This window comes from Candidatus Thioglobus sp. NP1 (genome assembly GCF_003326015.1).
GTDB classification, from domain to species: domain Bacteria; phylum Pseudomonadota; class Gammaproteobacteria; order PS1; family Pseudothioglobaceae; genus Pseudothioglobus; species Pseudothioglobus singularis_A.
In genome coordinates this window covers 26,843-39,738 of the sequence record NZ_CP023860.1, presented here as the reverse complement: position 1 = coordinate 39,738, position 12,896 = coordinate 26,843, and the positions used below count along the sequence as shown (strand labels likewise).

Sequence of the window (12,896 nt, the reverse complement as noted above, 5' to 3'; positions counted from 1 at the left end):
TTATCCTTTTTTTAGTTGCATTATGAATAGCTTTCATATTCTAAATTCACTACTTTTTCCGAGATTGAAATTGTAGAATATAAGTAACTAACAGTATTGATATTTATGGAACCAGAAAACTCATAACTCATAGACCAGAATTGTTTATTACTAATTTTAATAAGTTTCATACGCATAAAACAATTATTTAGCTGAATGGCCCTTAACTTCAACTTTGATTTTTTCATCGTCTTTGAGCCCAGCATAATATTGACGAAGAATTTCTAATACTTCTGGTCTTGAAAAATTATCTGGCACATCAAGGTCTTCACTTAATAGCTGTCGTAATTTTGAACCTGATAATAACAATCTATCTTCATGACCGTGCGGGCAAGTTTTCATGCTAGACATTCCAGCACATTTATTACACCAAAATGTCCAGTCAATTTTAAGTGGCTGAGTTATTAATCCATTTTGAATTTCATCAAAAATATTATGTGCATCAAATGGTCCATAAAAGTCACCAACTCCTGCATGATCTCTACCAACAATTAAATGTGAGCAACCATAATTTTGTCTAAATAGTGCATGTAATAATGCCTCTCTTGGCCCTGCATAACGCATATCTAAGGGGTAGCCAGATTGCAATACTGTATTATCAACAAAGTAATTTTCTAATAATGCTGAAATAGCTTTTGAACGAACTTCAGCTGGAATATCACCTGGTTTTAACTCACCTAATGTAGAATGAATCATCACACCATCACAAATTTCAATTGCAATTTTCGCGAGATACTCATGAGAGCGATGCATTGGATTTCGAGTCTGGAATGCTGCTATAGAGGACCAACCTTTTTCATCAAAGTAAGCTCTTGTTTCAGAAGGTGTCATATATAGATCACCATATTTGCTAGGAAAGCCTCCATTAGTAAAAACTTTAATCTTTCCTGCAAGATTATATTTACCTTGAGCCATTACCAAAGCAACTCCTGGATGTTCAGTGTCAGTTGTTTTGAAAACTTTATTGCATTCATGTATTTTGTCAATAGTATATTTTTCAGAAATAACCATTGTTGCTATAATCTCATTATTTTTTTCATAAACAATTGATATTTCATCATCAACATTTATAGCTTCATCATCTGATGAGAGTGTTATTGGAATTGGCCAAAAAATACCATTAGTCATAACCATATTGTCACATACACTCTGCCAGTCATCTTTGTTCATAAAGCCATCTAGTGGAGTAAAGCCACCAATCCCAAGCATAATGACATCACCAAACTCTCGTGATGAACAATACACTTTTGGTAGTGAATCTGCTTTAAACTTTTCAGCTTCTAACTCTTTTCCTTCTATAGTTAGAGTTTTAAGATGTTTACTTCCATGGGGAGGCACTAGATTAGTCATAGTAATGTTTAAGTTATCCTGTGTTTAATTTTATAGATTTTTTTTAGTAGCCTTTATTAGTTATCGTGATTTTTTCATAGAGATAATTAATTAAATAAGCAATATTTAATTTAAAAAAAATACTTTTAAAAGTAATGAAAAGTATACATGAATTAATATATATCTATTTTTTTTTGAACTGGGCATATTCTTAATTAATTGAAATTAAACATTTGGATAAGGCTCAAGTTATAATTACAAAAATGATTTCATCAGCATTAAAAATAACTCTTCCAATTTTTTTTGGTTTTTTGCCACTTGGAATTGCATTTGGACTTTTATTTCAAGAACTTGGATATCCATGGTATTACTCAACTTTAATGGGTATTTTTGTTTACGCTGGGGCTGCACAGTTTATGGCAATTGGTTTAATAAGTGCAGGTATTGGTTTAATAGAAATTGCCATATCAACATTTTTTCTGAACTCAAGACATTTATTCTACGGCCTATCTTTCCTTAAAAGTTTTGGTAATTGGAATGCTAGGAAGTTATATTTAATTTTTGGCTTAACAGATGAAACCTTTTCTTTGATGACGACTATAAAAGTTCCAAAAAATTTTAATACTGAACAATATTACTTACTAATAACCCTATTCTCTCAAATTTACTGGGTTCTTGGTTGTTCTATTGGAGCTTTGATGGGCGATTTTTTAACTTTTAATACTGAAGGTATGGAGTTTGCAGCTACCGCTCTATTTGTAGTTTTATTAATTGAACAATGGTTAAAAGTTAGAAAGCCATTACCATTTATTATTGCTTTATTCTCAGCTTTCATGGCCTTCATATTTTTTAGTCAACATATGCTATTGGTAGCAATTATTTTATCAATCATAGTTATGTTACTTTTAAGATTAATCAAGGTTGAAGAAAATGATTGATAGTAATTATCTGCTTTTAGTTTTTCTTGTGATGACAATTGCAACCTATATTTCAAGACTTACGCCTTTTATTTTTTTTGCAAGTGGAGCAGAGACTCCAGTACTTAAATTTATTGCGAAAAAAATACCACCTATGGTTTTAACAATACTAGTTTTTTATATGCTTCGAGAAGTTAACTATTTCTCCTTCGATGGAGCTAATACTATAATAGCCCTTCTTGCAACTAGCACCCTTCATTTCTATAAAAGAAATGCGTTACTTAGTATTTTGACAGGAACTATTATCTATATGAGTCTTGTACAAATTTAGCTTAAGTCTTTTCTTTAGACTGAATTCCCTATAGCCACAGTAAATTAATGGATTTACTATATAATCTACAACCCTTTATTAGTCTACTATTCAAGTAACTTATTTCTTATGAATCAACTGGTCAAAATTTTCCCTTTTATAATCTGGTTTAGATTAACCACATTAGAAACAATAAAGGCTGATTTTTTTGCAGGTTTGACCGGTGCAATAATTGTGCTTCCTCAAAGTGTGGCTTTTGCAACGATTGCAGGTATGCCTCCAGAATATGGGCTTTATACTGCAATGGTTGTTCCTATAGTTGCAGGATTATTTGGCTCATCTTTTCATTTAGTTTCTGGCCCTACAACTGCAATTTCAATTGTTGTTTTCGCAGCTGTAAGTAAGTACGCTATTCCTGGAAGCGATGAATTTGTTGCATTAGCATTAACATTAACATTTTTAGCTGGAGTCTATCAATTAGTTTTTGGACTGGCAAAATTTGGGCTCCTAATAAACTTCGTATCTCACAATGTGGTTATTGGTTTTACTGCTGGAGCAGCTCTGCTTATTGCAAGTAGCCAAATCCCATATATTTTGGGGATAGAAATTTCAAGAGGTGAAGATTTTATAAATACATGGGCTGCACTATTTTCAGGAGTTGCAGAATTTAATATTTTTCTTCTAATAGTTGGTCTTGGAACTTTACTTAGTGCAATTTTTGTAAAAATTATAAGACCTAAGTGGCCAAACCTTATGATTGGAATGTTCGTGGGTGGTATTCTAGCCTTCTATTTGGGTGATTTCACAGATAGTATTAAAACTGTTGGAGTAATGCCAGCTTACTTCCCACCTCTATCCACTCCTGACTTTTCATTGAGTTCATTGAAGGCGCTTGCCCCTGAGGCTTTTGCAATTGCTCTTTTAGGACTCATAGAGGCATCATCGATCGGCAGATCAATTGCAACAAAATCTAATCAAAGAATTAATGCTAACCAAGAATTTATTGGCCAAGGAGCTTCTAATATTATTGGAAGTTTCCTCTCAAGTTATGCATCATCTGGATCTTTTACTAGAACAGGAGTTAACTACTCCTCTGGAGCAAGGACACCGTTATCAGCTATTTTAGCAGCACTCTTTCTCATGCTGATTGTCCTTCTTGTGGCGCCACTCTTTTCATATCTTCCATTAGCGGCAATGGCTGGTATTATTTTGCTCGTAGCATACAATTTGATTGATTTTCAAAGTATTAAAAAAACATTTAGATATAGTAAGTCTGAAAGTGTTATTTTTAGTGCAACTTTCCTTGCGACATTATTATTCGAACTTGAGTTTGCTATTTATCTAGGAGTCTTGCTATCATTAATGCTTTTCATAGCAAAGACCTCAACCCCAGATGTTCATACCTTGGCATTTGCTAATGAGCCTGGTGAAGAGATAAGGAAATTACAATCAATAAGAAAAACACCTTTAACCCAGTGTCCTCAACTTAAAATAATTCGTATAGATATGTCCATTTATTTTGGATCAATAAATCATATTCAAAAACAAATTAGTCGAATTGTAGATAACCAAAAAATTAATCATATTTTAATTGTTGCAAGTGGAGTTAACTTTATAGATCTTGCTGGTATTGAGGGTCTTTTGATTGAAAATAGACGCTTAAAGGCCTTAAATGGAGGTTTATATTTTGTTGATTTAAATACTTTTACTTTTGACTTTATGCAAAAAGTGAATTTTATTAATGAGTTAGGTCAAGAAAATTTTTTCAACTCAAAAGAAGAGGCGATTCATACTCTATATGATCGACTGGATAGAAGCAAGTGCCAAACTTGCCAAGCATTAGTATTTAAAGAGTGCCTTTGAATTTGAATATAAATAAAAAAAGCTCGATTTAATCGAGCTTTTTATTATTTGGAGGCTGGGACCGGAGTCGAACCGGTCTATAAGGCTTTGCAGGCCCCTGCATAACCGCTTTGCTACCCAGCCATAAGCTTCAAAAACCTTAATAATCTGGCTTATTTAAACTTTCTGAATATGGAGCGGGAAACGAGATTCGAACTCGCGACATTCACGTTGGCAACGTGATGCTCTACCAGCTGAGCTATTCCCGCACAAGGCTGAAATTATAGTGTTTTTTTTCTAGCTGTCAAATGTTTTTAAACCTGCAGATAAATATTTTACACCTGACCAAAGGGTAAGAATCGTAGCAGTAAATAAAAGAACTTTTCCAGTAATATTAATCTGATTATAAGAGAAAAATAGTAGTGGTTGCTGCAACAAAAGAAACAATATAGCAACCATCTGCATCATGGTTTTGGATTTACCAATCCAAGATACAGCAACGTTTGCTCTTTTACCTATTTCACTCATCCATTCCCTTAGAGCAGAAATTAGAATTTCTCTTGAAATAATTATAATTGCAGGAATTGTAATGAACCAAGAGTGATAATAATCTGTGAGTAGAATTAGGGCAACACAGACTAAAAGTTTATCTGCAACAGGATCTAAAAAAGCACCAAGATCTGAAACTTGATTAAGTTTTCTTGCTAAAAAACCATCAAGGAAGTCTGTAGCACTGATTATAAAAAAAATTAAAACTAAAATGTTATTAATCCATGGCAATGGAGTGCCTTGATTAATTAAGGACAAGGGCGCCCCTTCTAAGTAGCCAGGTTGAAGGTAGAATAATCCTACAAAAATAGGGATTAAACCAATTCTAGATAAAGTAATTAAATTAGGTAGAGTCATCATAATATTGCTAATTCTATCAAAGACTCTTGCTGATTAGAATAAACTTTTAACAGTATGGCGCGCTCGGCAGGATTCGAACCTGCAACCGCTCGGTTCGTAGCCGAGTACTCTATCCAGTTGAGCCACGAGCGCAGCTGCGTAATTATCGCCATGTTTCCAGTAAAGGTCAAGGAGAGTTTTGACTATTCACTAGAATATCAACTAATTTATTTAGCTCCATCATCCTGGATCCCTTTACTAGAATTACTGACTTTTGATTATTCCTAGAAAGTGTATTTACTATTGATTGAACATCCTGAAAATGATCACCTTGATAATGTTTAGCATCTTTGCCAATTGAAAACAGTTTTTCGATTCCTGAATTCTTAGCATATTCTCCAATTTCTTGATGCAGTTTTATTGAATCTTTTCCCAGTTCATCCATCGAGCCAAGAACAGCAATTTTCTTTCCTGGAAAATTTTTTATTGTATCAATAGCAGCCTTCATAGAGTGTGGATTTGCATTATAACTATCATTAAGAAGCGTGAAATTTTCTAGTTCTATCAATTCAAGCCTGCCTTTTTCTGGAATTGTATTCTCAAGCCCATCTTTAATAATCTCTAATCCAATCCCAAGTTCACTGGCACATGCAGCTGCAGCTAAGGCATTATCAACCTGATGACGTCCAATCAACTTTAGAGTAATATTTATTTTATTTTCCCCAATGTTAAGTTGAAAATTTATATCTTCAGTTGATTGTTGAATATTAGAAGCGTAAATAGCACTTTGATTTCCAAAAAATATAATTTCTTGAGTTCCAGATATTTTTCTCCAAATTTTTTTATGTGGAGACTCATTATTTATAAATGCAATTCCATCTTTTGATAAAGATTCAAAGATTTCCCCTTTTGCTTCGACTAAATTTTTTAAATTGCCAAATTCTCCAAGATGGGCATTATTTGCATTGGTTATTATTGCCAAATTAGGGTTTGCTATATTACATAGAAGACTAATTTCATTTTGATGATTTGCACCCATCTCAATAATGCAGAATTGATGATTTTTTTTAAGATTGAGTAGGGTTTTTGGAACACCAAGGTGATTATTAAAATTGCCTTCTGTTGAAAGCGTTGGTGCCTTTAATTGTAATATTGAATTGAGCATATTTTTAGTACTTGTCTTACCATTGCTACCCGTAATTGCAATAACAATAGGTCCATAAGATTTTCGATGGAATGCAGCTATCTTTTGGTAGGCTTTTTCAGTATCAACAACTTTAATTAATGGTAGGGTTGAGTTGATATCCTTATGGGTAATAATAGCTTTTGCACCATGATCTTCAGCAACTTTAATAAAGTCATGTCCATCAAAATGGGCTCCTTCAAGAGCAACAAAAAGCTTTCCCTCAACACCAGACCTGGTGTCAGTAGAGACTCCTTCAAAATAAATTTTTCTATCCACAGATAAACTACCATTTAGCACATTAGCAATTTCTTGAGTGTTAGATAAGAGCATTTATTGCCACCTCATAATCACTAAATGCGAGTCTTTCTGAACCAATAATTTGAATCTCCTCATGACCTTTTCCAGCAATTAGCAAAACTTCATCCTCCCCTAAAGTTTGAACAGCTGAAGTAATTGCTTTTCTTCTATCTAGTATTACTTGAACATCATTTTCAACTTTTATTCCAGCAAGAATGTCATCACAAATTTTTTCAGGTTTTTCACTTCTGGGATTGTCGTTAGTAATGATAATACTATTTGCATTTGCACTAGCAATTTTTCCCATTATTTGACGTTTAGTCTTGTCTCTATCGCCACCACAACCAAAAACTAGCCGGATTCTATAATCTGGATAATGAAACTTTAGAGTTTTCAAGACATTCAATAATGCATCTGGAGTATGGGCATAATCGATCCAAATGTTTTTTCTGGGTATTTTTTGCATCCTACCAGGAGGGGGAGATAATTCTGTTAATTTTGGTATAACATTATCATCCTCATAACCTAAGGATCTAATACTTTTATATGCTGCTAAAGCATTTGAAAGATTAAAATTACCTATTAAAGGTAATTCAAAAACAAAGTTGTTGAGTTTACAAATGAACCCATACTCATTACTTTTGAAGTAGCTAAAATCATTATTACAAAAAGTTTCCGTTGGAATTTCAGATGAGACATTTAAAAAATAAGAATGATTATCATCATCAAGATTTATAATAGCTTTTTCTATAGAATTCTTATTAAATAATTTACCTTTTGCTTCTTTATAACTCTTCATATTTTTATGGAAATCTAAGTGATCTTGAGTAAGATTTGTAAATATCCCTTGAATAAAAGTTAGCCCTTCTAACCTACCCTGAACAAGGGCATGAGAGGAGGCTTCGATCACTACGAGTTTCATGCCTTGATTAATATAATTTTGAAGAGCACTATAAATTGTAAAGATATCAGGAGTAGTATTAATTGTTTTTTTGTCAATACTAGTTAGTCCAAGAGTGCCAATAACTCCATTTTTGATATTTAGTGAAGTGGCAAGTTGAGATATAAAATGACAAACTGAGGTTTTTCCATTAGTACCTGTAACAGCAATTAGTTTAATATTGTTGGCTTTAGGATATAAATTTTTGGCAAGTTTTACTAAATAAGACTTAAGATTATCTACTCTTATTGATGGAACTGAACATTCAACATCTTTTCCATCAACTAAAACTGCCACACACCCATTAGATATTGCATCCTCAATATAATCATAACCATGTTCCTGATTACCTTGTAATGCAACAAAAAGATCACCTTTTTGAACTGTTTGTGAGTTTAATGAAAGCCCATTGACATCAAATGAGAATGATGTGTTTTGAATATTTGCTAGTAAGGTTTTGATATCCATCTAAGTTATTTTTGGGAAAAACCAATAATACGAATAAAATAAAGTACTTTTAGCTAAACTAATTTAGCCTGAATTAATGTATGCATATTAATAGCTCCAACAATTTGATTATTCGAGTTTACAACTGGTAAAGAATTTAAACTGTAACTTTGCATCATTTGCATTGCAACAAATGCGGTTTCATGGGCTTCAACCGATTTGCAGTTTTTAGTCATTACTTCTTCAATGGTTAATTCTTGAAAATTTGCATAAGATTCAATTGAGCGTCTTAAATCACCATCAGTAAAAATTCCTAAAAGTTTATTATTTTCTTCGATAAGAACCATTCCAAGTGCTTTTTCACTCATAACCAAAAGAGAATCTATTAGCAGTGAGTCTTTTGAAACTATAGGAATATCAGTTCCAGATTGCATTATGCTTGAAACTAAAGTAAGCAAACGCCTGCCAAGTGTTCCTGAGGGATGAGAAATAGCAAAATCATCCGAAGTAAAATTGTTTATATTAATAAGAGCAATAGCAATAGCATCACCCATAACCATTGCTGCAGTGGTACTCGATGTTGGAGCAAGGTTGTTAGGGCATGCCTCTTTTTCAACACTAACATCTAAATGAAATTGACTTGATAGGCTAATAGTAGATTTGGAATTACCAGTCATACTTACAATTGGAACATTCATATTATTAATACCAGGAAGGAGTGAAATCATTTCATCAGATTCACCTGAATAAGAAATCATAATGACAACATCATTATTAGTAATCATTCCAAAGTCACCATGTCCAGCCTCTCCAGGATGAATATAAAATGAGGCAGTACCAGTTGAAGATAGAGTCGATGCAATCTTTTTAGCAATATGCCCAGATTTACCCATTCCAGTAAGAATTACTTTTCCTTTGCAATTTTTAAGGAGATGACATACTTCATCAAAATTTTCATTAATTCTGTTCTGTAGCTCCAGAATTGCTTCAGCTTCTGTTTTTATGACTGTTTTTGCAATTTCGATTACTGATTTATTCACAAGTACAATAAAATAATTTTTAATATTAGACAGATTATAAATATTATTAGAATAAGTTGTGTCTTATAATTATTCTTGATAATTTATTAGATCATAAGAAATGGGCTTAAAAAATAAAATTTTGTTTGTTTGTATGGGTAATATTTGTCGCTCCCCAACTGCTGAAGGCGTGTTCCGTTCTATAGTCAATGAGAATCAGCAATTTGAAAATTTTGATATAGATTCAGCTGGAACACATGCCTATCATATAGGAAAGTCTCCTGATAGTAGGTCTCAGCTAACTGCTAAAAATTATGGAATTGATATATCAATGCAAAGAGCTAGGCAAATTCACGAAAGTGATTTTTATTATTATGATTTTATTATTGCAATGGATATTGATAATTTTGAGATACTGAAATCAAATTATCCAAAAGAAAGTCAATCTAAAGTTCAACTATTACTTGATTTTCTTCCTGACAATAAGCTTCAAAGCGTTCCAGATCCTTATTATGAAGGTAAATTTAATGAAGTCTTTGAGTTAGTTTCTTCCGCCTGTAATTCTTTTTTTGAAAGTATTGTAAAAAAAGAGCAATATTAATTGACATCTGAGCTGCCACCAAAGTATAATTGCCGGCTTTGTTAACCCCGGTATGTGGGTAAAAATTAAAAAAAACTTTGGAGTGAAGACTTTATGTCAACGATTAATCAATTGGTGCGAAAGCCAAGAAGCAAAAAAATAGTTAAAACTGGTGTTCCAGCATTAGAGAGTTGTCCTCAAAAAAGAGGTGTTTGCACTCGTGTTTATACGACTACTCCTAAAAAACCAAATTCTGCTTTAAGAAAGGTTGCCCGTGTTCGATTGACTAATTCTGCTGAAGTTACAACATACATTGGCGGTGAAGGCCATAATTTGCAAGAACACTCAGTAATCCTTATTCGTGGTGGTCGAGTAAAAGATCTTCCTGGTGTTCGTTACCATACTGTTCGTGGAGCACTTGATACAACAGGTGTAGATGGAAGAATGCAAGGCCGATCAAAATATGGCACAAAGAAACCAAAAAAATAATTTATTAAGAGAAGACTAATATGAGAAGAAGAGCAGCACCTAAAAGACAAATATTACCTGATCCAAAGTATGGTGATCTTGTACTCGCAAAATTTGTAAACATTTTAATGTTAGATGGTAAAAAATCTGTAGCTGAGAAGATTGTTTATGATGCTCTTGATACTATAGAGTCTAAGGGTAACGCTGAGCCTGTTGAGACATTTAAAAAAGCTCTTGAAAATATTGGTCCACAAGTTGAAATTAAATCCCGTCGTGTTGGTGGTTCAACATATCAAGTACCAGTTGAGGTTAGATCTGATCGTAAAATTGCTCTTGCAATGCGTTGGATCATAGAAGCTTCAAGAAAACGTGGTGAAAAAGGGATGAAGCTTAGGTTAGCAGGTGAAGTGCTTGATGCAGTTCAAAACCGTGGAACTGCGTTTAAGAAAAAAGAAGATACACATAGAATGGCAGATGCTAATAAAGCTTTTGCTCATTTTCGCTGGTAATTTAAGGAATTTAGTATGGCTCGATCTACCCCAATTAATCGTTATCGTAATGTAGGAATCATGGCACATATTGATGCTGGTAAGACTACAACTACTGAACGTATTCTTTTATATACTGGTCGTACTCATAAGATTGGTGAAGTCCATGATGGAAGTGCAACAATGGATTGGATGGAGCAAGAACAAGAGCGAGGAATTACGATTACTTCTGCAGCTACCACTTGTTTCTGGAAGGGAATGGATAATCAATTTGATGATCATAGAATTAATATTATTGATACTCCTGGACACGTAGATTTTACGATCGAGGTTGAAAGATCATTAAAAGTATTAGACGGCGCTTGCGCCGTTTTTTGTGCAGTTGGTGGTGTAGAGCCACAATCTGAAACAGTTTGGAGACAAGCCAATAAATATAATGTTCCAAGGATTGGTTTCGTTAATAAGATGGATCGTTCAGGTGCAGATTTTTTACGTGTAGTTGGTCAAATTAAATCAAGATTAGGTGCTAATCCTGTACCTATGCAAATTGCCATCGGTGCTGAAGAGGGTTTTGAGGGAGTTATTGATTTAATTCGAATGAAGGCTATCTATTGGAATGAAGCCGATCAAGGCGCGACTTATGAAGACAGAGATATACCCTCTGATTTACAAAGTCTTGCAGAAGAAAAACGTGAATTCATGATTGAGTCTGCTGCAGAAGCAAATGAAGAGCTTATGGAAAAATATCTTGAAGAAGGAACTCTTAGTGATGATGAAATTAAAGAGGGTATCCGTCTTCAAACTATTGCAAATGAAATCATACCAATGTTTTGTGGAACAGCTTTTAAAAATAAGGGTGTTCAGGCTGTATTAGATGCAATGATAATGTATATGCCATCTCCTGAGGATGTTGAACCTATTAGTGGTATCTTAGATGATGCTGCTGAAACTGTAGCTCCAAGACCACCATCTGATGATGAACCATTTGCTGCTTTAGCTTTTAAAATTGCTACTGATCCTTTTGTCGGAAACTTGACATTCTTTAGAGTTTATTCTGGCGTATTGAAATCAGGCGATTTTGTTTATAACTCATCCAAAGACAAGAAAGAGCGTATTGGTAGAATTGTGCAAATGCATTCTAATGATCGTGAAGAAATTAAAGAGGTTAGAGCTGGTGATATTGCTGCAGCGATTGGCTTAAAAGATGTCACAACTGGTGATACTTTGTGTGATATGAAAGATAAGATTGTCTTAGAAAGAATGGAATTTCCTGAGCCAGTTATTGCAGTTGCAGTTGAACCTAAAACTAAAGTTGATCAGGAAAAAATGGGTATTGCTTTAGGTAAGTTAGCAAATGAAGATCCATCTTTTAGGGTCTCTACTGATGAAGAATCCGGACAAACTATTATCGCTGGTATGGGTGAACTGCACTTAGATATCATTGTTGACAGAATGATGCGTGAATTTGATGTAGGTTGTAATGTTGGTGCTCCTCAAGTTGCATATCGTGAAACAATTACAACGTTAGTTGAGCATGAACATAAATTTGCTAAACAATCTGGTGGTCGTGGTCAGTATGGGCATGTATATCTTCGTATTGAACCTCAAAAACCTGGTGCTGGCTATGAGTTTGTTGATGAAATTAAGGGTGGTGTTATTCCTAAAGAATACGTTCCTGCTGTAAATAAAGGCGTACAAGAGCAAATGCAAAATGGTGTTATTGCGGGCTTTCCTCTAGTTGACGTTAAGGTTACAGTTTATGATGGTTCATACCATGATGTAGACTCAAATGAGATGGCTTTTAAAATTGCAGCTTCTATGTGTATTAGAGAAGGTGTGAAGCTTGCTAATCCTCAACTACTTGAACCAATGATGAATGTTGAAGTGTCAACGCCTGAGGATTATATGGGTGATGTGATGGGCGATTTAAATCGTAGAAGAGGCATTGTAAGTGCTATGGATGACACGCCAGCTGGTAAGCAAATTAAAGCAGCAGTTCCTTTAGCAGAAATGTTTGGCTATGCAACTGATCTAAGATCAATGTCTCAAGGCCGTGCTAACTATTCTATGGAATTTGCTAAATATACAGCTGCTCCAAGAAATGTAGCAGATGACGTTATTGAAAAATTAAATACTTAATAGGGGA

At 33.9% G+C, this 12,896-nt stretch carries 12 protein-coding genes and 3 tRNA genes; 7 read left to right on the top strand and 8 right to left on the bottom strand.

All coding sequences use genetic code 11. The annotated features are described in order from the left end of the window. Nucleotides 1-183: 183 nt before the first annotated feature. Nucleotides 184-1,389 carry a sulfate adenylyltransferase gene (sat, locus tag CRN91_RS00260; protein ID WP_114114463.1) on the bottom strand — a complete coding sequence of 402 codons (1,206 nt, stop codon included), beginning with the start codon at nucleotides 1,387-1,389 and terminating at the stop codon, nucleotides 184-186. A gap of 242 nt (nucleotides 1,390-1,631) precedes the next feature. On the opposite strand from sat, the gene CRN91_RS00255 reads away from it, so the two are divergent. The 3 genes from CRN91_RS00255 to CRN91_RS00245 all read left to right on the top strand — a co-directional run bounded on the left by CRN91_RS00255 (nucleotide 1,632) and on the right by CRN91_RS00245 (nucleotide 4,458). Further along, nucleotides 1,632-2,306 (top strand): AzlC family ABC transporter permease, encoded by a 675-nt coding sequence (locus CRN91_RS00255; protein WP_114116032.1) that lies wholly within the window; start codon nucleotides 1,632-1,634, stop codon nucleotides 2,304-2,306. Then, nucleotides 2,299-2,616: a branched-chain amino acid transporter permease gene (locus tag CRN91_RS00250; protein ID WP_114114462.1), complete on the top strand. Its 318-nt coding sequence runs from the start codon at nucleotides 2,299-2,301 to the stop codon at nucleotides 2,614-2,616. Before CRN91_RS00255 ends, CRN91_RS00250 begins: the two co-directional genes overlap by 8 nt. 108 nt (nucleotides 2,617-2,724) lie before the next feature. After that, on the top strand, nucleotides 2,725-4,458 hold the full coding sequence (locus CRN91_RS00245; RefSeq protein ID WP_114114461.1) for a SulP family inorganic anion transporter: 1,734 nt from the start codon (nucleotides 2,725-2,727) through the stop codon (nucleotides 4,456-4,458). 49 nt (nucleotides 4,459-4,507) lie between these two features. Here the strand turns inward: CRN91_RS00245 and CRN91_RS00240 are convergent. From CRN91_RS00240 to CRN91_RS00210, 7 genes are all read right to left on the bottom strand, one after another. Further along, nucleotides 4,508-4,581: transfer RNA gene (locus CRN91_RS00240), tRNA-Cys, on the bottom strand. A gap of 49 nt (nucleotides 4,582-4,630) precedes the next feature. Then, a tRNA-Gly gene (locus CRN91_RS00235) sits at nucleotides 4,631-4,706 on the bottom strand. A 28-nt stretch (nucleotides 4,707-4,734) separates the two neighbouring features. Further along, nucleotides 4,735-5,349 carry a CDP-diacylglycerol--glycerol-3-phosphate 3-phosphatidyltransferase gene (pgsA, locus tag CRN91_RS00230; protein WP_254424982.1) on the bottom strand — a complete coding sequence of 205 codons (615 nt, stop codon included), beginning with the start codon at nucleotides 5,347-5,349 and terminating at the stop codon, nucleotides 4,735-4,737. Nucleotides 5,350-5,401: 52 nt separating this feature from the next. Further along, nucleotides 5,402-5,478, bottom strand: a tRNA-Arg gene (locus tag CRN91_RS00225). 34 nt (nucleotides 5,479-5,512) lie between these two features. After that, on the bottom strand, nucleotides 5,513-6,841 hold the full coding sequence (gene murF, locus CRN91_RS00220) for a UDP-N-acetylmuramoyl-tripeptide--D-alanyl-D-alanine ligase (protein ID WP_114114459.1): 1,329 nt from the start codon (nucleotides 6,839-6,841) through the stop codon (nucleotides 5,513-5,515). Next, the gene (locus tag CRN91_RS00215; RefSeq protein WP_114114458.1) at nucleotides 6,828-8,216 is read right to left on the bottom strand and encodes a UDP-N-acetylmuramoyl-L-alanyl-D-glutamate--2,6-diaminopimelate ligase; all 1,389 of its coding nucleotides are present in this window, start codon (nucleotides 8,214-8,216) and stop codon (nucleotides 6,828-6,830) included. Before CRN91_RS00215 ends, murF begins: the two co-directional genes overlap by 14 nt. A 53-nt stretch (nucleotides 8,217-8,269) precedes the next feature. Beyond that, on the bottom strand, nucleotides 8,270-9,235 hold the full coding sequence (locus tag CRN91_RS00210; RefSeq protein ID WP_114114457.1) for a KpsF/GutQ family sugar-phosphate isomerase: 966 nt from the start codon (nucleotides 9,233-9,235) through the stop codon (nucleotides 8,270-8,272). 133 nt (nucleotides 9,236-9,368) lie between these two features. On the opposite strand from CRN91_RS00210, the gene CRN91_RS00205 reads away from it, so the two are divergent. From CRN91_RS00205 to fusA, 4 genes are all read left to right on the top strand, one after another. Further along, complete coding sequence (locus tag CRN91_RS00205; protein ID WP_254424942.1) at nucleotides 9,369-9,815, top strand: low molecular weight protein-tyrosine-phosphatase; 447 nt, start codon at nucleotides 9,369-9,371, stop codon at nucleotides 9,813-9,815. Nucleotides 9,816-9,908: 93 nt separating this feature from the next. After that, on the top strand, nucleotides 9,909-10,283 hold the full coding sequence (rpsL, locus tag CRN91_RS00200; protein WP_114114455.1) for a 30S ribosomal protein S12: 375 nt from the start codon (nucleotides 9,909-9,911) through the stop codon (nucleotides 10,281-10,283). A 20-nt stretch (nucleotides 10,284-10,303) separates the two neighbouring features. Further along, nucleotides 10,304-10,771, top strand: a complete 468-nt coding sequence (gene rpsG / locus CRN91_RS00195; protein ID WP_114114454.1) for a 30S ribosomal protein S7 — start codon at nucleotides 10,304-10,306, stop codon at nucleotides 10,769-10,771. 15 nt (nucleotides 10,772-10,786) lie between these two features. Continuing rightward, entirely contained in the window at nucleotides 10,787-12,889 is a 2,103-nt protein-coding gene (fusA, locus tag CRN91_RS00190; RefSeq protein ID WP_114114453.1) for an elongation factor G, read from the top strand. Nucleotides 12,890-12,896: the final 7 nt, after the last annotated feature.